Raw genomic sequence first — 22983 nt, 5'->3', positions numbered from 1 at the left:
TCAAGTCGCTCATCAGGCCCGCCGGTTGGCTGCGGCGGTGGCCAGCCCGGTCAGCGCGGTCCGCGCCGTCTGGTCCACGGGTGCGGCGTCGAGCGCGGCCAGCGCGTCGCCGACCCGCTCGGCGATCATCTGCTCAACCCGGGTCACCGCGCCGGTCTCGGCGACCAGCCCGGCGAGCGTGTCGACAGGCCCGTCGGCGGCCCGCTCCAACGCGGTGAGCTGGGCCGGCGTGGCCAGCTCCCGGGCCAGCATGAGCAGCGCGGTCGGCTTGCCGGTGCGGAGGTCGTCCCCGGCCGGCTTGCCGGTGGCAGCCGGGTCGCCGTAGACGCCGAGCAGGTCGTCGCGGAGCTGGAACGCCTCGCCGACAGCCAGGCCGTAGCGGGTGTACGCCGAGACCAGCTGGTCGTCGGCGGGCACCCCGGCCAGGCAGGCCCCGAAGAGCAGTGGCCGCTGGACCGTGTAGCTGGCGGTCTTGTAGCGCGCCACCCGCAGCGCCCGGTCGACGGACCAGCTGCCCGGGTCGTTCTCGCCGAGCACGTCGAGATATTGCCCGGCGACTGTCTCCACCCGCATCTGGTCGTAGCAGCGGCGCACCTCGAAGAGTCGGGCCGACGGCACCGACGCGTGGGCCAGCAACTGGTCGGCCCAGACCATGCAGAGGTCGCCGATGAGCACGGCGACGGCCTCACCGAACCGGCCGGGATCGCCTCGGTGGCCGGCGGCGACGTGCTGCTCGGCGAGCGCGACGTGCGCGGTGGGCCGGCCGCGGCGGGTGGTGGACGCGTCCATCACGTCGTCGTGCACCAGCGCGAAGGTGTGCAGCAGCTCCAGTGCGGCCAGCGCGGGCAGCACGGGTGGCAGCGCCTCGGTGCCGCCGACCGCCCCGCGCCAACCCCAGTAGGCGAACGTGGACCGGATCCGCTTGCCGCCGGCCAGGACGGCCTCCCGCGCGGTGGCGGCAAAGCTGCCCATCGATGTATCGATGTCGTTGAGGGTGTCGACCTCGGCGGTGAGGAAGGTGTCCAGGGTCTCGTCGACCGCCGTGACCAGATCGTGGGTGTATGCGGCCAGAACGGCGCGGACCGGATCGTCCCCGTCCCCTGGCCCTGCCGGCGCCACGCGGGTCACGTTGCCCGCAACTGCGTCGTTGGCCATGCGGCTGAGCGTACCCTAGGCTACGAGTTGCGTCGATTGGTGCGTCGATAAATGGAGGAGGGCCGGTGGAAACTGATCTCACCGCTGCCTATGACCGGTGCCGTGAGCTGCACAAACGCCACGGCCGCACCTACTATCTCGCCACCCGTCTGCTCCCCGCTTGGAAACGACGACATGTGCACGCCCTCTACGGGTTCACGCGGTACGCGGACGAGATCGTCGACCGCACCGAGGACCTTCCGCCGGCCGAGCGGGCCGCCCTGCTGGACCGCTGGGCCAGCCAGTTCGTGGCCGGTCTGCACGGCTCGCCGGTCGACGACCCACTGTTGCCGGCCGTGCTGCACACCATCGCCGTCTTCGATCTCGACCGGGACGACTTTGCGTCGTTTCTGAAGAGCATGGCGATGGACCTCACCGTCACCGCGTACCCGACCTACGACCACCTGCTCGACTACATGGAGGGCTCGGCGGCGGTCATCGGCACCATGATGCTGCCGATCCTGGGCAGCTCCGACCCGGTGGCGGCCCGGGAGCCGGCCCGGCAGCTCGGCTTCGCGTTCCAGCTGACCAACTTCATCCGGGACGTCGCCGAGGACCTCGACCGGGGCCGCACCTACCTGCCGGACGAGGACCTGGCGAAGTTCGGGGTCAGCCGCGAGGAGCTGGCCGAGGCCCGCGCCCGGGGTCGCGGTACGCCCCGGATCCGCGAGCTGATCGAGTACGAGGTGACCCGCGCCCAGGCGCACTACGCCGCCGCCGCACCGGGCATCACCATGCTGGCGCCCGCCTCGCAGGCCTGCATGCGCACCGCGTACGCGCTCTACGGCGGCATCCTCGACGAGGTGGCCGCGCAGGACTACGACGTCTTCGTCCGGCGGGCCCTGGTGCCGCAGCGTCGACGGATGGCGGTGGCCGCGCGGGCCCTGTTCAGCTCGACCGGTACGCCGGTCGTCATCCCCGGGCCGACGATCCACCCGGAGAGCCGGTGACCACGAGCACGGCGATCGTGCTCCTCACCCGCGACCTGCGGGTGCACGACCACCCGGCGCTGGCCACCACCTGTGCGGCCTTCGACCGGGTGGTGCCGCTGTACGTGCTCGACCCGGCGCTGGCCGACCGCTCCGCCAACCGCACCCGCTTCCTGCACCAGGCCCTCGCCGACCTGCGCGCCCAGCTCCGTGACCGTGGTGGCGACCTGGTGGTCCGGCACGGCGACCCGGTGGCCGAGACGATCCGGCTGGCCGACGAGGTCGGTGCCACAGCCGTCGCCCTCTCGGCCGACGTCAGCCACTACGCGGTCCGCCGGGAGCGGCGACTACGCGCCGAGTGCGAGCGGCACCGGCTGCACCTGCGACTGTTCCCCGGGTTGACAGTGGTCGAGCCGGGCGTGTTGCGGCCCGGTGGCGGCGGTGACCACTACCGGGTGTTCAGCCCGTACCACAGGGCCTGGGCCGCGAACCGGTGGCGTGAGGAGTTGGCCGCGCCGCACCGGATCGCGCTGCCCGACCGGGTGAGCGTGGGCCGGCTGCCGGCGCTGCCGGCCGGCGACTCGCCGGACGCGGCCATCGGCGGCGAGGGGGTCGCCCAGGCGCGGCTCACCGACTGGTTGCCCGACCTGAGCCGGTACGGCGATCAGCACGACGACATGGCCGGCGACGACACCTCCCGACTCAGCCCGTACCTGCGCTTCGGCTGCGCGTCACCGCTGGCGGTGGCGAACCGCGCCGGGGACCGGTCCGGCCCGTTCGTCAGGCAGCTCTGCTGGCGAGACTTCTACTACCAGGTCACCGCCGCCTTCCCGGAGATCTCGACAACGGCGTACCGACGGGGTGCCACCGAGCAGTGGCGCTACGACGACGACGCGTTGGCGGCCTGGACCGAGGGACGCACCGGGATGCCGATAGTCGACGCCGGGATGCGGCAGCTGCGGACGCAGGGCTGGATGCACAACCGGGCGCGGCTGATCACCGCCGGCTACCTGACGAAGCACCTCGGGCAGGACTGGCGGTCCGGGGTGGCGGTGTTCTTCCGCTGGCTGCTCGACGGCGACGTGGCGAACAACTCCGGCAACTGGCAGTGGGTCGCCGGCACCGGCAACGACACGAAGCCCTACCGGGGGTTCAACCCGGTCCGGCAGGCCGAACGGTACGACCCGGACGGCGACTACGTGCGCCGGTGGGTGCCGGAGCTGGCGGGGGTGCAGGGCAAGGCCATCCACCAACCGTGGCGGTTGCCGGAGGCCCTGCGCCAGCCGCTCGACTACCCACCGCCCCTCTCGGTACCGGGCACCGACCCCGTCTGGCTGCGCTGATCAGAGCACCGAGTGCAGCGCCTCGACCAGCTCGTCCACCCGGTCGTGCTCGGCGAGGTGCGCCGTGGCGTACGCGAAGGTGTAGCCCCGCTCCGGGTCGGCCCACGCGCTGCTGCCGCCGATGCCGCCCATGCCCCAACTGCCGTCCGGCTCCCACTGCATACCCAGCGTCCAGTGGGCCGGGCGGTCCAGCACCAGGTCCGGCCCGTCGTACTGGACCCCTGTCGCCTCCGCGACCAGATCCGCGCTGAACAGCCGAACCCCGTCCAGGACACCGCCGGCCAGCAGACCGGTGTAGAGCCGGGCCAGGCTGGGCGCTGTGGCGTGCAGGTTGACCGCGGGCACCTCCGCGCCCCGCCACAGCGGGCTGTTCAGCACGGCCAAGTCCAGCCCGCCGGCCGGGTTGCCCATCGCCCGCGCCCGCATCGAGCCGGGCTCACCGAGCGCCCGGGTCGGCCATCCCGGGTCGCCGTACCGCACGTCCGCGCAGCGCAACTGGTCCGCCTCGGTCAGCCCGAAGCCGAGGTCGAGCTGCCACCGGTCGGCGATCTCCTCGGCCAAGAACCGGCCCACCGACCGCCCGTCGACGCGGCGGACCACCTCGCCCACCAGGTGCCCGTACGTCCAGGCGTGTTCCCCGGCGACAGTGCCCGGCGACCACTCGGGCTCGGCGGCGGCCAGGTCGCCGGCGAGCAACGCCCAGTCGGCGATCGCGGCGGCCGGTCGCGGCACCGGGAAGGCCGGCAGCCCGGCGGTGTGCGACAACGCCTGACGGATTGTGGCGGGAGTGCGGAACTCCGGCCAGTACCGGTCCACTGCCGCGTCGAGATCGACGGTTCCCCGATCCACGAGCAGCAACAGGCAGAGCGCGGCCACCGGCTTGCCGACCGAGTAGACGTTCACCAGCGTGTCCGGCAGCCACGGCTCGCCGCCCGGTCCGTGGCCGCCGCGGGAGCCGCCGACGAGGTCCACTACCGGCTGCCCGTCATACCAGATGGTCAGGGCGGCGCCGGTCTCCCGGCCGGAGGCGAGCAGGTCGTGGAAGCAGTCCCGGACCGGAGCGAAGCGTGCGTGCATCCGGCCACGGTAGGCGTCCGGGCCGGTGCGCGTGCCGACTTTTCCGCCGACCCCGGTGGTCGGGGTGGTGTCGCTGGGGGATGCTGTTCGGTGTGGCGGAGCCGGAGCTGGTGGATGTGGTCGTGGTCGGGCTCGGAGTCGGCGGCGAGGAGGTGGCCGAGCGACTTGCCGAGGCCGGCCTGAGCGTCGTCGGCGTCGAACGGGATCTCGTCGGCGGGGAGTGCCCGTACTGGGGCTGCATCCCGAGCAAGATGATGATCAGAGCCGCCAACGCGCTCGCCGAGGCCCGCCGGGTCGACGGGCTCGCCGGCACCGCCCAGGTCCAGCCGGACTGGGCGCCCGTGGCCAAGCGGATCCGCGAGGAAGCCACCGACACCTGGGACGACACGGTCGCCGCGGAACGGTTCATCGGCAAGGGCGGCCGGCTCGTGCGGGGCAGCGGCCGGCTCGACGGTCCACGCCGGGTCCGCGTCGGGGACCAGGTCTTCGAGGCCCGACACGGGGTGGTGCTGGGCACCGGCACCCGTCCGTCGGTGCCGCCGATCGACGGCCTGGCCGACACGCCGTACTGGACCAACCACCAGGCGATCGAGGCCGAGGAGCTGCCGGAGTCGCTGCTCATCCTCGGCGGTGGCGCGATCGGCCTGGAATTGGCGCAGGTCTTCGCCCGCTTCGGATCCCGGGTCACAGTGGTCGAGGCACTCGACCGGGTGCTGGCCATCGAGGAACCCGAGGCGTCCGAGGTCGCCGCCGCGGCGCTGCGCGCCGACGGCGTGGAGATCCACACCGGGGTACGCGCCGAACGGGTCGAGCACGACGGCACCAGGTTCACAGTGCGCGGTGGCGGTGGCGCGGAGTTCACCGCCGAACGGTTGCTGGTGGTGACCGGGCGCAAGGCCCACCTGGCCGAGCTGGGCCTGGACACCATCGGCCTGGACGCCGGCCAGCGCTACCTCCCGGTCGACGACCGTCTGCACGTCACCGACCACGTCTGGGCGGTCGGCGACCTGACCGGCGAGGGCGCCTTCACCCACATCGCCATGTACCAGGCGGGGATCGTGATCGCCGACATCCTGGCCCGCGCCCGGCAGGCGAAGGCGGGAGCGGACGCCAGTGGCACCTCCAGCGTGGTCGGCGGAGCGATGGGCGCGTCCAGCTCGCTGGCCGCCAGCGGGTCCAGCGGATCTGCCGGCACGGTCCCGCGCGCCGACTACCGGGCGCTGCCCCGGGTGACCTTCACCGATCCCGAGATCGGCGCGGTCGGGCTCACCGAGCAGCAGGCCCGCGACCGCGGCATCAACGTGCAGGTGGGTTTCACCAAGCTCGGCAGCTCGACCCGAGGCTGGATCCACCGGGTCGGCGACGACGGTTTCATCAAGCTCGTCGCGGACGCCGACCAGGGCGTACTGATCGGCGCGACCTCGGTCGGCCCGGCCGGTGGTGAGGTGCTGTCCGCGCTGGTGGTGGCGGTGCACGCGGCGGTGCCGCTGAGTCAGCTCCGGCACATGATCTACGCGTACCCGACCTTCCACAGGGCCATCGAAACCGCCCTACGCGACCTGTCCTGACCCCGGCTCCGCGCGGCGATCAAGCAGTGCGTCAGCAAACGCCGGCAATTTGCTGTTCATTTCTTTCATGCAGGTGACGTACGATTGCGACCGTGACCAAGCGGTTGACGGAAGTTGCCAAGAAGGCGGGCGTCAGCGAGGCCACCGTCAGCCGGGTGCTCAACGGCCGCGACGGGGTCTCCGAGGCGACCCGGACGGCCGTGCTGACGGCGCTGGACGTGCTCGGTTACGAGCGGCCGACCAAACTGCGCGGCGAACGAGCCCGGCTGGTCGGGCTGGTGCTGCCGGAGCTGCAGAACCCGATCTTCCCGGCGCTGGCCGAGGTGGTCACCGGCACGCTGGCCCAGCGCGGCTACACCCCGGCGCTCTGTGCCCGGACCATCGGCGGCGTCTCCGAAATGGACTACGTGGAGATGCTCCTCGACCACCAGGTCTCCGGGGTGATCTTCGCTGGTGGCTCGTACGCGCTCGCCGACGCCAAACACGACCACTACCGTCGGCTGACCGACCGGGGGCTTCCGGTCGTGCTGGTCAACGCGGGTGTGGACGAGCTGGGTTTCCCCCGGGTCTCCACTGACGACGCGGTGGCGGTGGAGCAGGCGTACGGGCACCTGCGCTCGCTCGGGCACGAACGGATCGGGATGGTGCTAGGCCCCGAGGGGCATGTGCCGTCGCGGCGCAAGCTCAACGCGATGATCCAGGCGGCCGGCTGGGACGAGGGAGACGCCGAGTGCGTCGAGCGTTCCAGCTTCTCGATGGAGGGGGCGCGGGTCGCCGCCACGAAGTTGGTCGAGCGGGGCGTGACCGGCATCATCTGCGCCAGCGACGTGCTCGCGCTGGGCACGATCCGCGCGGCCCGGCGGTTGGGGCGTTCGGTGCCGGCCGACGTGTCGGTGGTGGGCTTCGACGACTCCGCGTTCATGACGTGCACCGATCCCCCGTTGACAACTGTGCGGCAGCCGATCGAGACGATGGGGCAGGCCGCCGTGGATCTGCTGGTCACCCAGATCGAGGGTGCCGGTGTGCTGCAGGACGAGCTGCTGTTCGAGCCGGAGTTGGTGGTGCGGGGTTCCACAGCGCCCGCCCCCGGCCGTTAGGCGCCATCCCGAACGACGCTTCGGCCGTCGACCGCTCTCGCGGTCGGCGGCCGTTTTCGTCGTTGCTCGCACCGTCGGCATCGACCGGGCCGAATGACCCGCCATAACGGTGCAAAACTTGGCAAAAGGGCCTGCTTTCAGATCCTTGCCAACATCTGTCGTCATCACGTCGTGTCCTTTCGGAACAGGGTCGATACCTTGCCGAAATGAGTCGGCCTCGCTACAGTGACTCCACTCACACCTGGCTCCGACGCAGCTACTGGGCGTCAGGTCGTATCACCGCAGATCAGCGAAGGTCATTGGAGACACCCGTTCCCGAAGGGATGGACAGATGTCCGTACCGCAATACCGAAAGGCTGCGGCGGTCGCGCTCGTGGCCGGCCTGGGGCTGAGCCTCACGGCATGCTCCACGAAGAGTGACGACAAGGGCTCGACCGCCGGCGGCAAGGTCACCATCACCGTCGACTGCCAGCCGGTCGGCGCCCAGAAAGAGCTGTTGAAGAACTGGAACGACGACGTCGCCGAGTTCCAGAAGCAGAACCCGGACATCACCATCAAGAGCGTCAGCGTCGGCGAGCAGTGCAACAACCCGCCGGACTTCACCGCCCGCCTCGCCGGCGGCACCGTGACCGACGTGTTCTACGGGTACATGACCGATCTCCAGCAGGTGCTCGACTCCGGTCAGGCGATGGACATCTCCCCGCACGTCAACAAGGACGCGATCTCGACCTGGGACAGCGTCGACCCGGCGCTCAAGGAGGTCTTCACCGACGGCGGCAAGCTCTACGCCGTCCCGGTGAAGAACTACTCGATGGGTCTGGTCTACAACAAGGCCCTGTTCCAGCAGGCCGGGCTCGACGTGAACAACCCGCCCAAGACCTGGGCCGAGGTCCGGGCCGCGGCCAAGAAGATCTCCGCGCTCGGCAACGGCATCGCCGGCTACTCGGAGTACAGCGCCGGCAACACCGGCGGCTGGCACTTCACCTCCCTGCTCTACTCGCAGGGCGGCCGGGTGCTGACCGAGGACGGCAAGAAGGCCGACTTCAACAACGCCATGGGCAAGCAGGTCCTGCAGAACCTCAAGGACATGCGGTACGGCGACAACAGCATGGGCGCCCGCCAGCTGCTGCAGTGGGGCGACCTGCTGACGAACGCCGGCGCGGGCAAGGTCGGCATGTTCATCGGCGCGCCGGACGCCACCCAGGCGATCGTCAGCCAGTTCCAGGGCAAGTTCCAGGACTGGGCGATGGCTCCGCTGCCCGGCCAGGACGGCGCGGCGAAGGGGACGCTCGGTGGTGGCGAGGGCTACTTCTTCAAGAAGGACCTCACGCCCGAGCAGGTCAAGGCCGGTCTGAAGTGGATCGCGTACCAGAAGCTCACCCCGGGCAAGGGCCAGTTCGACTACGTCCGGGCCAAGCCGCAGAACTACCCGGTGGGTCTGCCCCAGCCGCTGCTCTTCGCCAACGGCAGTGACGCGCAGAAGCAGGAGCTGGAGCTGCGGAAGGCGAACGCGAACGTCGACACGGCGAACTTCGCGCTCTTCGAGGCGACCCCGGTTCCGATCAAGGGTGAGCCGCGCAACGCCCAGGCCGTCTACGCGGTGCTCGACGCCGCGATGTCGGGTGTGCTGACCAACCCGAACTCGAACATCGACGCACTGCTCAAGACCGCCGAGGAGAAGGTCAACCAGCTCCTCGCCGCCGAGAGCTGACCGATCGTGTGGGGGTCGGGACGCCGACCCGACCCCCACGCCACCCGCACCACATCTCGACGTCACCGACTCACCCAGGAGTTGCCTTGGCGATCACCACCGTCCCGGAGACCCCCAGGAAACCGGGCCGCCCGCCGTCGCCGTACTCGGCGAGGCCACAGCGCACCAGCCTCGGCCGCAAGGTACGGGACAACCTCACCGGTCACGCGTTCCTGATCGGGGCGGTGCTCTGCTTCGTCGTCTTCTCCTGGTACCCGATGGTCCGCGGCATCATCATGAGCTTCCAGCGGACCCGGCGCGGCGAGACCACCTGGGTGGGTTGGGACAACTACTCCCGCATCATCGCCGACCCCAGCTTCTGGACGGCCTGGCAGAACACCTTCTACTTCACGGTGCTCGCGCTGGCCCTCGGCTACGTGGTGCCGTTCTTCGTGGCGATCCTGCTCAACGAGTTCCGCCACGCCAAGGGGTACCTGCGGATCCTTGTCTACCTGCCGGTGATGCTGCCGCCGGCCTCCGCGCTGTTCCTCTTCAAGTTCTACGCGTACGACCCCAGCGAGGCGGGGCTCTTCAACGCGATCCTCAAGGCACTGCACCTGCCCACCTCGCAGTGGATGCAGTCGCCGGAGATGACGATGCCGGCGATGGTGCTGGCCTCGACCTGGATGAACATGGGCGGCGCGGTGCTGATCTACCTGGCGTCGTTGCAGAACATTCCCGGCGAGCTGTACGAGGCGGCGGAGCTCGACGGCGCCGGCATCTGGCGACGGATCGTCCACGTGACGATCCCGCAGACCCGGTTGATCCTCGCGCTCCTGGCGATGTTGCAGATCGTCGCCACGATGCAGCTCTTCATCGAGCCCCTGATCCTCGCCAACGGTGCGGGCGCGGAGGACTCCGCGACCTCGGTGGCGTACCTCATCTATCAGCACGGGTTCTTCCAGAACGACCTCAACGGCGCCGCCGCGCTGGGCGTGATCATGCTCGTGGTGCTGGCCGGCTTCTCCGCCGTGTACGTGCGACTGACTGCGAAACAGGACTAAGGACGGCGAGGAATGGCACAGGATTCCGGAACCCGGACCCTCATCTCCCAATCCCAGCTCAGCCGCGGGCGCGGCCGGGTCATCTACTGGACGCTGCTGGTCGTCGTGGTGGCGGGGTTCACGCTCGTCTTTCTCGGACCGCTCTACTGGATGGTCACCGGCGCGCTCAAGTCCGGCCAGGAGATCGCGCAGACCCCACCGTCGCTGTTCCCGAAGGACCCGCAGCCGCAGAACTACATCGACGCGTGGAACAACCTGGCCCTCGCCAAGCTGCTATTCAACACCTTCTACTACGCGATCGGTGCGGTGCTGTTCCAACTGGTCTTCGACACCGCCGCGGCGTACTCGTTGTCCAAGCTTCGGCCGATCTTCGGCAACGTGATCCTCGCCCTGATGTTGGGGACGCTGATGATCCCGGCCATGGTCCTCATCGTTCCGCAGTACGTGACGGTGATCGACCTGCCGATCCTGCACATCAACCTGCTCGACTCACCGTTCGCCATCTGGTTGCCCCTGGTCGCGAACGCGTTCAACATCTTCCTGCTGAAGCGGTTCTTCGACTCGATCCCCGAGGAGCTGATGGCGGCGGCCCTGATGGACGGGGCGACGTCACTGCGCACGCTCTGGTCGATCATCCTGCCGCTGTCGCGCCCCATCCTCGGCGTCGTCTCGATCTTCGCAGTGACGGCGGTGTGGAAGGATTTCCTCTGGCCGAAGCTGGTCATGCCGTCGCCCGAGACCCGGACGGTCAGCGTCGGCATCTACGCCTTCGCCGGTGGCACGCCGATGAACGTGGTGATCGCCGCGTCGGTCATCGCCGCGATCCCGACAGTCATCATCTTCCTGATCTTCCAACGGAACATCATGTCCGGTCTGACCACGGGCAGCATCAAGGGATAGCCCCCACCGCGTTCTTCCGCGCGGCGAACAACGACAGTTCGCCCGACACATATCCAGGTCCGGCGAACCCGCCGACGTACTGACGCAGAAAGCAGGTGCTCGTGTCCACAGCTGACAGAAGTCCGTGGTGGCGGGGAGCCGTGATCTACCAGGTGTATCCCCGGAGCTTCGCCGACGGCAACGGCGACGGCATCGGCGACATCGCCGGCATCCGGTCCCGGCTGAACCACCTGTCCGCGCTCGGCGTCGACGCGATCTGGTTCAGCCCCTGGTACCCGTCCCCGATGGCGGACGCCGGCTACGACGTCTCCGACTACCGCGACATCGACCCGGTCTTCGGCACCCTCGCCGAGGTGGAGGCGTTGATCGCTGAGGCGCACGCGCTGGGCATCCGGACCATCGTCGACGTGGTGCCCAACCACTGCTCCGACGCGCACCCCTGGTTCCAAGCGGCGCTCGCCGGCGGACCCGGCGCGCCCGAACGGGACCTGTTCTGGTTCCGGCCCGGCCGGGGCCCGAACGGCGACGAGCGACCCACCGACTGGATCGGCGAGTTCGGCGGCGAGACCTGGACGCGCACCACCAACCCGGACGGCACCCCCGGCGACTGGTACCTGCACCTCTTCGCCCCTCAGCAGCCGGACTTCAACTGGGACCACCCCCGGGTACGGGAGGAGTTCGAGGACATCCTGCGGTTCTGGTTCGACCGGGGCGTGGACGGCATCCGGATCGACTCGGCGGGGCTCCTGGTCAAGGACGGGACGCTGCCCGAGGTCCGAGACGACGAGCCGCACCCGTTCCACGACCTCGACGGGGTGCACGACATCTACCGGGGCTGGCGTCGGGTCGCCGACGAGTACGCCGACCGGGCGCTGATCGGTGAGGTGTGGCTGCCGGACCGGCAGCGGTTCGCCAACTACCTGCGCCCGGACGAGCTGCACGCCGCGTTCAACTTCGACTTCCTCGGCTGCGCCTGGGACGCCGCGGCGCTGCGGGAGAGCATCGACGGGACGCTGAGCGCGCACGCGCCGGTCAACGCGCCGGCCACCTGGGTGCTCTCCAACCACGACGTCACCCGACACGTCACCCGCTACGGTCGCGCTGACACCCGGTTCAGCTTCGCCGCCAAGCGCGAGGGCACCCCCACCGACCTGGAGTTGGGCACCCGTCGGGCCCGCGCCGCCGCGCTGCTGTCGCTGTCGCTGCCCGGCGCGGCCTACGTCTACCAGGGCGAGGAGCTGGGCCTCTACGAGGTCGAGGACATCCCGTACGCGCTGCGGCAGGACCCGATGTGGGAGCGGTCCGGTCGGATCGACCCCGGTCGCGACGGCTGCCGCGTACCGCTGCCGTGGGGCGGGGACGAGCCGCCCTTCGAGTTCAGCCCCGAGGGTGCCGCGACGCCGTGGCTGCCGCAGCCAGCCGACTGGAAGGACCGGACGGCCAGCGCGCAGACCGGCGACTCGGCCTCGATGCTGGAGCTGTACCGGGCGGCGATCCAGGCCCGGAAGGCCGACCCGGCGCTCGGTGACGGTGAGCTGACCTGGCTGCCCGCCCCGGACGGGGTGCTCGCGTTCAGCCGCGGCGGTGGCTTCAGCTGCCTGGTCAACCTCTCCGCAGCGCCGGTGCCGATGCCAGCTCAGGGGGAGCTGGTGCTGGCCAGCGGGCCGCTCGACGACGGGATGCTGCCGTCCGACACGGCGGTCTGGCTGCGTACCGCCGAATCCACCGACGGGCCGCGTGGGGCGGACGGCCCGGCCTGACCTGACTCTGCTCGCCGTGGTGCCGGCGGCCCGTCCCGGCCGCCGGCACCACACACCCGAAGAGAGGAGTACGAGGGGGACTCGCACGACGCACCGACACGGGGGGATCTGGCCTGCCTGACGAAAGGGAGAGCGCAGCTCATGGCCAACCACACCACCGGCACCCCGCACCACCATCGACACCCGACCCGGGCTGGGTTGGCCGCCATCGCCGCCGCCCTGCTCGCCGCCACCTCGGTGACCGCCCTCGCGGTCACCGGCACCGCGACCCCGGCCTCGGCGGCGGGATTGTCCCCCTTCGACATCCCCAACCGGGGCGCCACAGTTCCGTTCGTCGAGCAGGAGGCGGAGGAGACCGCCCACAACGGCACGAAGATCGGCCCGGACCGGCGCTACGGCACGCTGCCGTCGGAGGCGTCCGGCCGGGAGGCGGTCACCCTCGACGCCGTCGGCGAGTACGTCGAGTTCACCCTCACCGCTCCGGCCAACGCTGTCACCTTCCGCTACAGCCTGCCGGACAGCCCGGCCGGTACCGGCCGCGACGCCGCCATCGACCTGCGGGCCAACGGGGCGCTGCTGAAGTCGGTACCGGTGACGTCGAGGTACGGCTGGTACTACGGCGGATACCCGTTCAACAACAACCCGGGCGACACCAACCCGCACCACTTCTACGACGAGACCCGGGCGCTGTTCGGCAGCACCCAGCCGGCCGGCACGAAGATCCGGCTCCAGGTCGCCTCGACCGCCCAGTCGCCCACGTTCACCATCGACCTGGCCGACTTCGAGCTGGTCGCCCCGGCGATCACGAAGCCCTCCGGTGTGCTCGACGTGGTCACCGACTTCGGCGCCGACCCGAGCGGCGCGACCGACTCGACCGCCAGGTTCCAGGCGGCCGTCGACGCCGGCAAGGCCCAGGGCCGGGCGGTCTGGATCCCGACCGGGACCTTCACCCTCTGGGATCACGTGGTGGTCGACGGGGTGACACTGCGCGGTGCGGGCCCGTGGTATTCGGTGCTCGGTGGCCGGCACCCCACCGACCGGAACAGGTCCGTCGGCATCTACGGCAAGTACGTGCCCGGTGGCGGCTACACCGGCCCGGTCCGCGCGCACGAGGTGAACGGGCCGAGCCGCAATGTCACGCTGCGGGACTTCGCCATCATCGGCGACATCCGCGAGCGGATCGACGACGACCAGGTCAACGCCCTGGGCGGGGCGATGACCAACTCGGTGGTCGACAACCTCTGGCTGGAGAACACCAAGGTCGGGGCGTGGATGGACGGCCCGATGGACAACTTCACCATCCGCAACAGCCGGATCCTGGACCAGACCGCGGACGGGGTGAACTTCCACACCGGCGTGACCAACTCGACGGTGACCAACACGTTCGTGCGCAACACCGGCGACGACGCGTTGGCGATGTGGGCGCAGAGCGTGCCGAACGTCAACAACTCCTTCACCCACAACACCATCGGGGTGACCCTGCTGGCCAACCACCTGGTCAGCTACGGCGGTCGGGACATCAAGATCACCGACAACGTGACTGCCGACTCGCTGACCAACGGCGGTGGCATCCACGTCGCGAACCGCTACCCCGGCGTGCAGGGCGCCACCGGAGTCCAGGGCACCTGGACGATCGCCCGGAACACGTTGATCCGCAACGGTAACTCGGACTACAACTGGAACTTCGGGGTCGGCGCGATCTGGTTCTCCGCGCTGAACGAGGCGTTCCAGAACCCCACCATCAACATCACCGACACCGACATCCTGGACAGCTCGTACGCGGCGCTGCACTGGATCGAGGGCCAGACCAACGGGATCAACCTCAACAACGTACGGATCGACGGCGCCGGCACGTACGCGCTCCAGGTGCAGGCGAACAGCCAGGTGTCGTTCACCAACGTGCGGGCCACCAACATCGCGCAGAGCAACCCGATGCACAACTGCGTCGGCGCCGGCTTCCAGATCACCCAGGGCTCCGGCAACTCCGGCTGGTACACGCCGACCCCGTACTGCGGCCCGTGGCCGAACCCCCAGTGGGGCGGCGGACCCACCTCGCCGCCGCCGACCACCCCACCGCCGACCACCCCACCGCCGACCACCCCACCGCCCACCACCCCACCTCCGACCACCCCGCCCCCGACCAGCGGGAACCTGGCGCTGGGCCGGCCGACGACAGCTACCAGCACCAACCAGAACTACACGGGCGCCAACGTGGTGGACGGCAACGCGGCCAGCTACTGGGAGAGCGCGAACAACGCCTTCCCCCAGTCGGTCACCATCGACCTGGGCGCGTCCCGGTCTGTCGACCGGGTGGTGCTCAAGCTGCCCAGCGGTTGGGAGCAACGCACCCAGACGCTGTCGGTGCTCGGCTCCACCGACGGCTCGGCGTACACCACACTGGCGTCGTCCGCCGGTCGGGTCTTCGCCCCCGGCACTGGCAACGCCGTGTCGATCGGGCTGCCCTCCGGTGACCGCCGCTACATCCGGGTCACCGTCAGCGGCAACACCGGCTGGCCGGCCGCGCAACTCTCCGAGGTCGAGGTGTACGGCGGCACCCAGACCACCCCGCCGCCGACCACCCCGCCGCCGACCACGCCGCCCCCGACCACGCCGCCGCCCAGCGGCAACCTGGCGGCCGGGCGGTCGATCACCGAGACCAGCCACTCCGACGTGTACGCCGCCCCCAACGCGGTGGACGGCAACGCGAACACCTACTGGGAGAGCGCCAACAACGCGTTCCCGCAGTCGTTGACCGTTGACCTGGGGGCCGACCGGTCGGTGTCCCGGGTCGTGCTGAAGCTCCCACCCTCATCGGCCTGGCAGACGCGTACCCAGACGCTGGCGGTGCTCGGCTCCACGAACGGCTCGACGTTCACCACGCTGAAGGCGTCCGCCGGCTACAGCTTCAACCCGGCCAGCGGCAACACGGTCACCGTGACCTTCACGGCGACCACCCAGCGGTACCTGCGGCTGACCGTCACCGGCAACAGCGGCTGGCCAGCCGGCCAGCTCAGCGAGTTCGAGGTCTACTCCAGCTAGCCCCCACCTGTCGCGGATCGACGGGCGTACCCCTGCACCCGTCGCCGGGCAACGCACCCACACCCACCCCCGAAAGAGGTGTAGCGACCCCATGTCCAGGACCGGCACCAGACGAGGCACGCCGCCAACCGGCGCGCCCACCACCGTCCCCCGTACCGCCCGAAGCGGCCACCGACGACTCCTCGCCGGCGCGCTCGCCGGGATGCTCCTCGCCACCGCCCCGGTCGTCACCCCCATGGCGAGCGCGGCACCGGCGGCCGACAGGTCCGCGGCCGCCGCCCGCGTGGCCATGCTCGCCGGGCTCTCCGCCACCATGACCGCCAGCAGCTACAACCAGAACTACGTGGCGGGCAACGCCAACGACGGCAACGCGTCGACCTACTGGGAGAGCGCCAACAACGCGTTCCCGCAGTGGATCCAGGCGGACCTGGGCGCCACTGTCAGCGTGGACCGGGTGGTGCTCAAGCTGCCGCCCGCGGCGGAGTGGCAGACCCGTACCCAGACGCTGTCGGTTCTGGGTTCGACCAACGGCTCGTCCTTCACCACACTGAAGGCGTCCGCCGGCTACACCTTCAACCCGAGCAGCGGCAACACCGCGACCGTCAGCTTCACCGCCGCCAGCACCCGCTACGTACGCGTACAGGTCACCGGCAACACCGGCTGGCCGGCCGCCCAGCTCTCCGAGGTCGAGGTGTACGGCGCCACCGGCAGCACCGACACCCAGGCACCCAGCGTCCCGGGCAACCTGGCCTACACCCAGCCGGCCAGCGGGCAGATCCGGCTCACCTGGTCGGCGTCCACCGACAACGTCGGGGTGACCGGCTACGACGTCTACGCCAACGGCGCGCTGCGCGGCAGCGTCAACGGCTCGACGCTCACCTACACCGACAGCCAGGCGGACAGCGCCACGGTGTCGTACCAGGTGCGGGCCAAGGACGCGGCCGGCAACCAGTCGGCGAACAGCAACACGGTGACCCGCACCGGCACCGGCAACCCGCCCACCGGTTCCAACCTGGCGATCGGCAAGCCGATCACCGCCTCCGGGTTCGTGCACACGTTCGTGGCCACCAACGCCAACGACAACAACGTGGCCACCTACTGGGAGGGCAACGGCAACCCGAGCACGCTGACAGTGCAGCTCGGCGCGAACGCCAGCCTCAGCCAGGTCGTCCTGAAGCTCAACCCGGACTCGGCGTGGGGCACCCGTACCCAGAACATCACGGTGCTCGGCCGGGACCAGGGCTCGTCGAGCTTCACCACACTGGTCGGCGCGACGAACTACACCTTCAACCCGGGCAGCGGCAACACGGTGACCATCCCGGTCTCCGGCGCGGCGGCCGACGTACGGCTCTCGATCGCCTCGAACACCGGCGCTCCCGCCGGTCAGGTGGCCGAGTTCCAGGTCTTCGGCACCCCGGCGCCGAACCCGGACCTGACAGTGACCGGCATGTCGTTCAGCCCGTCCGCACCCGTGGAGACCAGCACCATCACGCTCTCCGCGACGGTGCGTAACGCGGGCTCGGCGGCCTCCGGCGCGACCAACGTCAACTTCTACCTGGGCTCCACCCGGGTCGGCACCGCCTCGGTCGGCGGTCTCGCGGCCGGCGCCTCGACGACTGTCAGCGCCAGCATCGGCACCCGCGACTCGGGCAGCTACCCGCTCAGCGCCAAGGTCGACGAGTCGAACACAGTCGTCGAGCAGGACGACACCAACAACAGCTACACGAACCCCAGCCCGCTGGTCGTCGCCGCGGTCGCCAGTTCCGACCTGGTCGCCTCGGCGGTCGCCTGGTCGCCGGGCAACCCGTCGGCGGGCAACACGGTGACCTTCTCCGTGTCCATCCGCAACGCCGGCAACCAGGCATCCGCATCCGGGGCGCACGGCATCACACTGACCGTGCTCAACGAGTCCGGCACCGTGGTCCGTACCCTGACCGGCTCGTACTCCGGCGTGATCAACGCCGGGGCGACGGTCGGCCCGATCAGCCTGGGCACCTGGACCGCCGCGAACGGCAAGTACACCGTCCGGGTGGTGCTCGCCGTGGACGGCAACGAGTTGCCGGTGAAGCAGGCGAACAACACGAGTGACCGGCCGCTCTTCGTGGGGCGCGGCGCCAACATGCCGTACGACATGTACGAGGCCGAGGACGGCGTGATCGGCGGCGGCGCCGCCGTCGTCGGACCGAACCGGGAGGTCGGGGACCTGGCCGGCGAGGCGTCCGGTCGGCGGGCGGTGACCCTCAACTCGAACGGCAGCTACGTCGAGTTCACCACCCGGGCCAGCACCAACACGCTTGTCACCCGCTTCTCCATCCCGGACGCCGCCGGCGGTGGCGGGATCAACTCGACGCTGAACGTCTACGTCAATGGCACTTTCCACAAGGCCATCGACCTGACGTCCCGGTACGCCTGGCTGTACGGCAACGAGACCAGCCCGGGCAACTCGCCGAGCGCCGGCGGTCCGAGGCACATCTACGACGAAGCCAACGTCATGCTCAACTCCACAGTTCCGGCCGGTAGCAAGATCCGCCTTCAGAAGGACCCGGCCAATACCACCACGTACGCCATCGACTTCATCAACACGGAGCAGGTGGCGCCGATCGCCAACCCGGACCCGGCGCGCTACACCACGCCGACCGGCTTCACCCACCAGGACGTGCAGAACGCCCTGGACCGGGTGCGGATGGACACCACCGGCAACCTGATCGGGGTGTACCTGCCGGCCGGTAACTACTCCACCTCGTCGAAGTTCCAGGTGTACGGCAAGGCGGTCCAGGTGACCGGCGCCGGCCCCTGGTACACCCGGTTCAACGCGCCGTCGGGCCAGGACAACACCGACATCGGCTTCCGGGCCGAGAACTCGGCGGCCAACTCGTCGTTCAAGAACTTCGCGTACTTCGGCAACTACACCTCGCGGATCGACGGTCCGGGCAAGGTGTTCGACTTCTCCAACGTGTCGAACATCGTGATCGACAACATCTGGAACGAGCACATGGTGTGCCTCTACTGGGGCGCGAACACCGACTACATGACGATCAAGAACTCCCGGATCCGGAACATGTTCGCCGACGGCATCAACATGACCAACGGGAGCACCAACAACCTGGTCAGCAACAACGACGCCCGGGCCACCGGCGACGACAGCTTCGCGCTGTTCTCAGCCATCGACGCGGGCGGCGCCGACATGAGGGACAACGTCTACGAGAACCTGACCTCGACGCTGACCTGGCGGGCCGCCGGTGTCGCCGTGTACGGCGGCTACGGCAACACGTTCCGCAACATCTACATCGCGGACACGCTCGTGTACTCCGGCATCACCATCAGCTCGCTCGACTTCGGCTATCCGATGAACGGCTTCGGTGCCAGCCCGCCCACCCGGTTCGAGAACATCTCGATCGTGCGGGCCGGTGGGCATTTCTGGGGCTCACAAACCTTCCCGGCGATCTGGGTCTTCTCCGCCTCGAAGGTGTTCCAGGGCATCCGGGTCAGCGATGTCGACATCATCGATCCGACCTACAGCGGCATCATGTTCCAGACCAACTACGTCGGCGGGCAGCCGCAGAACCCGATCACCGACACGGTCTTCACGAACATCTCCATCAGCGGTGCCCGGAAGAGCGGGGACGCCTACGACGCGAAGTCCGGCTTCGCCATCTGGGCGAACCCGATGCCGGAGGCCGGGCAGGGGCCGGCCGTCGGGTCGGTCACCTTCAACAACCTCCGGTTGAGCAACAACGCGGTGGACATCCAGAACCCCACCACAACCTTCACCATCAACCGCAACTGAGCTAGCCGGTAGCCGACGCCGCCGGGGGGTGCACCCCTCCCGGCGGCGTCGCGCCGTGTCGGCCCTCACCCGCCGCGAACCGGGCCGCGCCGGCCGCCGCGTCAGTGGCCAGCGAGTTCATCCCGTACGCCAACTCGGTCGCCAGCGCCTCCGGCTCTCCTCGCCCCGCGCCGGCCAGCAGAGCCGCCCGGTCGTTGCGCAGGCAGGTCTGCGGATGCCGGGCGATCGCCGCCGCCAACTCCTCGGCCGCGGCCCGCGCCTGGCCGGGTGGCACCAACCGATTGACCAACCCCATCGTGTACGCCTCGTCGGCCGCCACCGGGCGGCCGGTGAGGATCAGGTCCATGGCCCGACTCTCGCCGATCAACCGGGGCAGCCGGACGGTGCCGCCGTCGATCAGTGGCACTCCCCAGCGGCGGCAGAACACTCCGAGCGTCGCGTCGGACTCGGCGACCCGCAGGTCACACCAGAGCGCCAGTTCGAGCCCGCCCGCCACCGCGTACCCGGAGATCGCCGCGATCACCGGTTTGCTGAGCGTCATCCGGGTCGGACCCATCGGGCCGTCCCCCTCCGGCTCCACCCGGTTGCCGCTCGGCGTGCCGATCGCCTTGAGGTCGGCGCCGGCGCAGAACGTGCCACCGGCGCCCCAGAGCACGGCCACCGATGAGTCCTGGTCGGCGTCGAAGGCCCGAAATGCGTCAGCCAGCGCCCGAGCCGTAGGACCGTCCACGGCGTTCCGAACGTCCGCCCGGTCCAACACCACAGTGGTGACCGCCCCGACCCGCTCCACCCGCACACCCATCCCGCCAGCATGCCCGCCCCCACCCAACCCCCACAATCCCCGTCGATCTTGCACTCCCGGTTGTCGGTTAGCGGCTTGTGCCCCGAATTGTCGGAGCAGGAACCGCAAGATCGGCGGCCTGGGCGGTGCGGAGGCGGTGCGGCAGGTTTGTCGCCGCCGACCGGTTTGCGACGGCGATCGCCGGGAAGTCGGTACTCGTGCGAGCACTTTTGACGAAAGTTGAGCAGGACTCCCGGCTGGACCGCGTGGGTGACCGGTTGCAGAAGGTCGTCCTGGGGACGCTGCGTCCGCGTCGGTTGCGCGACCTGCTGCACGGGGTGCCCCTCGGGCATCCGCTGCACCCGGCGATGGTGCAGGTGCCGGTCGGAGCGTGGATCAGCGCCGCGGTGCTGGACCTCATGCCCGGGCAGCGCCGGCCCGCCACCGTACTCGTCGGTCTCGGCACCGTCAGCGCCGTGCCGGCGGCGGTCGCCGGTCTGAACGACTGGGCGGCACTCGCCCGGGACCAGCGCCGGGTCGGCCTGGTGCACGCCGCCGCCAACACCGTCGGCCTGACGCTCTACGCCGGCTCGTTGGCCGCTCGGCTGTCCGGCCGGCACGGAATGGGCCGCGCCCTCGGCTTCCTCGGGCTCTCCACAGTGAGCCTCGGCGCGTACATCGGGGGTCACCTCGCGTACAAGCAGGGCGCGCAGGTCAACCAGAGCATCTCCGAGCTGCACCGGATGACCGACGGCTGGCACTCGCTGGCCGACATGGCGACGTTGCCGCAACGCACCCTGATCACCAGGGAGGTGGACGACGACATCTCGGTGATCCTCTACCGGCACGGTGACGAGGTCACCGTGATGTTGGAGCGTTGCCCGCACCAGAGCGGGCCGCTCGGCGAGGGCGAAGTGCAGGAGATCGACGGCCACGCCTGCGTGGTCTGCCCGTGGCACGGCAGCGCGTTCCGGCTCAACGGCGGTGAGGTCGTGCAGGGGCCGTCCGGCAACGACCAGCAGATCCTGCCCACCCGGATCCAGAACGGCGTGCTCCAGACCCGCCTGCCCTGACCGTTCGCGCTGGCCCGCCCGCGCCGTGACCTGGTCCGGGCGCCTCCGGCGTCGGGATGTCTCACCTCACGCCGACGCTCCGCGCCCAAGACAGTAACGCCTTCGATGCTGATGCCTGTGAGTCATCGTGATGACTCACAGTCATATCGCTCTCCGAGACATTGCCCCGGCCGCTCCCGCCAAGGCGGCGTAGACACCGGGCGGAGACACCAGGTCGTGCGGCCCGCTCAGGTGCGTCGGTGTCGGCCGACCGGCGGACCGTCCGGTACGGAGTCCAGGCCGTGCCCGCCGTCGAACAGCCCGCCCTCGCCACCAGCACCGGCCCAGCCACCGTCACCACTCCAGCCCCCTGCGTCGGCGCTCGCCATCCCGCCGCCGGGGGGTGCCGTGCCGCCGGAGAGAGCCATCCCGCTACCCGGGAACGCCGTACTACCGGGGGAAGCCATTCCGCTGCCGGCAGGTGCCGCTCCGCTTCCCGAAGGTGCGAACCCGCTGCCGCTACTTGCCGCCCCGCTGCTCGGTGTCGCGGGAGCTTCGATGGCCGCTGCCGCCCGGCTGGCAGCCCACGCGGCACCGCTCCCGGCCACCCCACCACTGGCCCGCTGGCCCGCGCCACTGCTGCTCCGGCCCGCGCCATCGCTTCGGACTGTGCCTCCACCGATCTGGCCCGCGCCGCGCCGGGATGTGCGGGAGGAGGCGGCCAGTCGGGGAGCCGCCCCGGCGGTGGCTGGGCGGCGACGCAGCCCCAGGACCGCGCCGATCTGGGCGCCGACGATGCTCGCCACCGCCAGTACTGCGGAGACCGCCAGCGGGCGGTTCACCCGATCGGCGGCACCGGCTCGGGCCGCACCGACAGTCATCGCTGGTGGTTGGCCCGCTGACTCCGTACCGCTGGGTGGTGCCGGGGCCACCCGCGGCGGTGCGGCCCGCTCGGGCGCCGGCCGGGGCGCGGGCGGCTTCGGCGCCGCGGGCCGGTCGACGAGCCGGCCGGTGGCGTGCTGCCGGGACCCCTGGTCGGCGGCCTCAGTGGGCAGTCGAAGCAGTTGGCCGGGGCGGATCCGGTCCGGGTCGTCGAGCTTGTTCAGCTTGGCGAGCTGTCGGTAGTCGCCGAACTCGTCCAGGTACCGCTCGGCCACCTCCCCGAGGTAGTCGCCCCGCGCCACCCGGTACACCGGCGCGGCCATGTCCGGGGTTGTGGTCGCGTGGGTCGGCGCGGCCAGGGTGGTCACGGCCGGCGCGCTCGGGCTCGCGTACACCGGAGTTCCGTAGATCGCCGCAGCGCTGGCGGCGGCCGGGCTGGCGACCAGGATCAGCGCGACCGAGCCGACCAGCGCGGCGGCGGCCTTCTGCTGGCGGCCCATCCCGGGCAGCTTCGGCGCCGGCCGGCGCAGGGTCTGCGCCCCCAACTCGACGAGGACGGAGAAGGCGAACGTGGCCCAGCCGAACCAACCGGCCACGGCCAACGCCCGCAGGAAGAGCTGACCGTCGTCCCGGCTGGTCAGCGCCGTGCCCACCTCGCTGATCGTGGGCAGGTGATCGGGCAGTGGGTTACCGGCGAAGGCGAGCAGCGCGATCGGCGCGCCGACCAACAGCACCAGGAGCACGGCCAACGCGCCGATACCGGTGAGGATCCGTCCGGTCCGCCGTACGACGGACCCACCCGATACGGGCATGGCTGCCT

General features: G+C 70.3%; 14 protein-coding genes and 1 pseudogene. 11 read left to right on the top strand and 4 right to left on the bottom strand.

Annotated elements, in window-relative coordinates:
* Positions 1-12 precede the first annotated feature (12 nt).
* On the bottom strand, positions 13-1155 hold the full coding sequence (locus OH804_RS27025; RefSeq protein ID WP_406060345.1) for a polyprenyl synthetase family protein: 1143 nt from the start codon (positions 1153-1155) through the stop codon (positions 13-15).
* Positions 1156-1220: 65 nt separating this feature from the next.
* On the opposite strand from OH804_RS27025, the gene OH804_RS27020 reads away from it, so the two are divergent.
* Positions 1221-2144, top strand: a complete 924-nt coding sequence (locus OH804_RS27020) for a phytoene/squalene synthase family protein (protein ID WP_406060343.1) — start codon at positions 1221-1223, stop codon at positions 2142-2144.
* Entirely contained in the window at positions 2141-3466 is a 1326-nt protein-coding gene (locus OH804_RS27015) for a cryptochrome/photolyase family protein (protein ID WP_406060341.1), read from the top strand. Before OH804_RS27020 ends, OH804_RS27015 begins: the two co-directional genes overlap by 4 nt.
* Here OH804_RS27015 and OH804_RS27010 read toward each other — a convergent pair whose 3' ends face one another.
* Complete coding sequence (locus OH804_RS27010; RefSeq protein ID WP_406060339.1) at positions 3467-4543, bottom strand: serine hydrolase domain-containing protein; 1077 nt, start codon at positions 4541-4543, stop codon at positions 3467-3469.
* Between the two features lie 80 nt (positions 4544-4623).
* Between OH804_RS27010 and OH804_RS27005 the strand changes: the two genes are divergently transcribed.
* The 8 genes from OH804_RS27005 to OH804_RS26970 all read left to right on the top strand — a co-directional run bounded on the left by OH804_RS27005 (position 4624) and on the right by OH804_RS26970 (position 19448).
* Positions 4624-6111: a dihydrolipoyl dehydrogenase family protein gene (locus OH804_RS27005; protein WP_406060337.1), complete on the top strand. Its 1488-nt coding sequence runs from the start codon at positions 4624-4626 to the stop codon at positions 6109-6111.
* A 92-nt stretch (positions 6112-6203) separates the two neighbouring features.
* Positions 6204-7208, top strand: coding sequence for a LacI family DNA-binding transcriptional regulator (locus OH804_RS27000; RefSeq protein ID WP_406060335.1), 1005 nt, complete (start codon positions 6204-6206; stop codon positions 7206-7208).
* A gap of 331 nt (positions 7209-7539) precedes the next feature.
* A complete protein-coding gene (locus tag OH804_RS26995) occupies positions 7540-8919 on the top strand; it encodes an ABC transporter substrate-binding protein (RefSeq protein ID WP_406060333.1) in 1380 nt (459 codons plus the stop codon).
* An 86-nt stretch (positions 8920-9005) separates the two neighbouring features.
* Positions 9006-9962, top strand: a complete 957-nt coding sequence (locus tag OH804_RS26990; protein WP_112586243.1) for a carbohydrate ABC transporter permease — start codon at positions 9006-9008, stop codon at positions 9960-9962.
* 12 nt (positions 9963-9974) lie between these two features.
* Positions 9975-10862 carry a carbohydrate ABC transporter permease gene (locus OH804_RS26985; protein ID WP_196920553.1) on the top strand — a complete coding sequence of 296 codons (888 nt, stop codon included), beginning with the start codon at positions 9975-9977 and terminating at the stop codon, positions 10860-10862.
* Positions 10863-11002: 140 nt separating this feature from the next.
* Complete coding sequence (locus OH804_RS26980) at positions 11003-12622, top strand: glycoside hydrolase family 13 protein (RefSeq protein WP_307788560.1); 1620 nt, start codon at positions 11003-11005, stop codon at positions 12620-12622.
* 141 nt (positions 12623-12763) lie between these two features.
* Positions 12764-15661, top strand: a complete 2898-nt coding sequence (locus OH804_RS26975) for a discoidin domain-containing protein (protein WP_406060330.1) — start codon at positions 12764-12766, stop codon at positions 15659-15661.
* Positions 15662-15752: 91 nt separating this feature from the next.
* Complete coding sequence (locus tag OH804_RS26970; RefSeq protein WP_406060328.1) at positions 15753-19448, top strand: discoidin domain-containing protein; 3696 nt, start codon at positions 15753-15755, stop codon at positions 19446-19448.
* A gap of 1 nt (position 19449) precedes the next feature.
* Here OH804_RS26970 and OH804_RS26965 read toward each other — a convergent pair whose 3' ends face one another.
* Positions 19450-20250, bottom strand: coding sequence for a crotonase/enoyl-CoA hydratase family protein (locus OH804_RS26965; RefSeq protein WP_196920557.1), 801 nt, complete (start codon positions 20248-20250; stop codon positions 19450-19452).
* A gap of 197 nt (positions 20251-20447) precedes the next feature.
* Between OH804_RS26965 and OH804_RS26960 the strand changes: the two genes are divergently transcribed.
* A complete protein-coding gene (locus tag OH804_RS26960; RefSeq protein WP_406060325.1) occupies positions 20448-21302 on the top strand; it encodes a Rieske 2Fe-2S domain-containing protein in 855 nt (284 codons plus the stop codon).
* 713 nt (positions 21303-22015) lie between these two features.
* Here the strand turns inward: OH804_RS26960 and OH804_RS26955 are convergent.
* Positions 22016-22975: pseudogene (locus OH804_RS26955) on the bottom strand (LysM peptidoglycan-binding domain-containing protein); the annotation flags it as partial.
* Positions 22976-22983: the final 8 nt, after the last annotated feature.

Source organism: Micromonospora sp. NBC_00860 (genome assembly GCF_045207375.1).
Taxonomy (GTDB): domain Bacteria; phylum Actinomycetota; class Actinomycetes; order Mycobacteriales; family Micromonosporaceae; genus Micromonospora; species Micromonospora vinacea.
This window is presented reverse-complemented; position numbering and strand designations above follow the sequence as displayed.

Excerpts from the sequence above, each read along its gene's own strand:
- OH804_RS27025 (WP_406060345.1), bottom strand. The coding sequence starts at position 1,155 with ATGGCCAACGACGCAGTTGCGGGCAACGTGACCCGCGTGGCGCCGGCA.
- OH804_RS27010 (WP_406060339.1), bottom strand. The coding sequence starts at position 4,543 with ATGCACGCACGCTTCGCTCCGGTCCGGGACTGCTTCCACGACCTGCTC.
- OH804_RS27005 (WP_406060337.1), top strand. The coding sequence starts at position 4,624 with ATGCTGTTCGGTGTGGCGGAGCCGGAGCTGGTGGATGTGGTCGTGGTC.
- OH804_RS26995 (WP_406060333.1), top strand. The coding sequence starts at position 7,540 with ATGTCCGTACCGCAATACCGAAAGGCTGCGGCGGTCGCGCTCGTGGCC.
- OH804_RS26985 (WP_196920553.1), top strand. The coding sequence starts at position 9,975 with ATGGCACAGGATTCCGGAACCCGGACCCTCATCTCCCAATCCCAGCTC.
- OH804_RS26975 (WP_406060330.1), top strand. The coding sequence starts at position 12,764 with ATGGCCAACCACACCACCGGCACCCCGCACCACCATCGACACCCGACC.
- OH804_RS26970 (WP_406060328.1), top strand. The coding sequence starts at position 15,753 with ATGTCCAGGACCGGCACCAGACGAGGCACGCCGCCAACCGGCGCGCCC.
- OH804_RS26965 (WP_196920557.1), bottom strand. The coding sequence starts at position 20,250 with ATGGGTGTGCGGGTGGAGCGGGTCGGGGCGGTCACCACTGTGGTGTTG.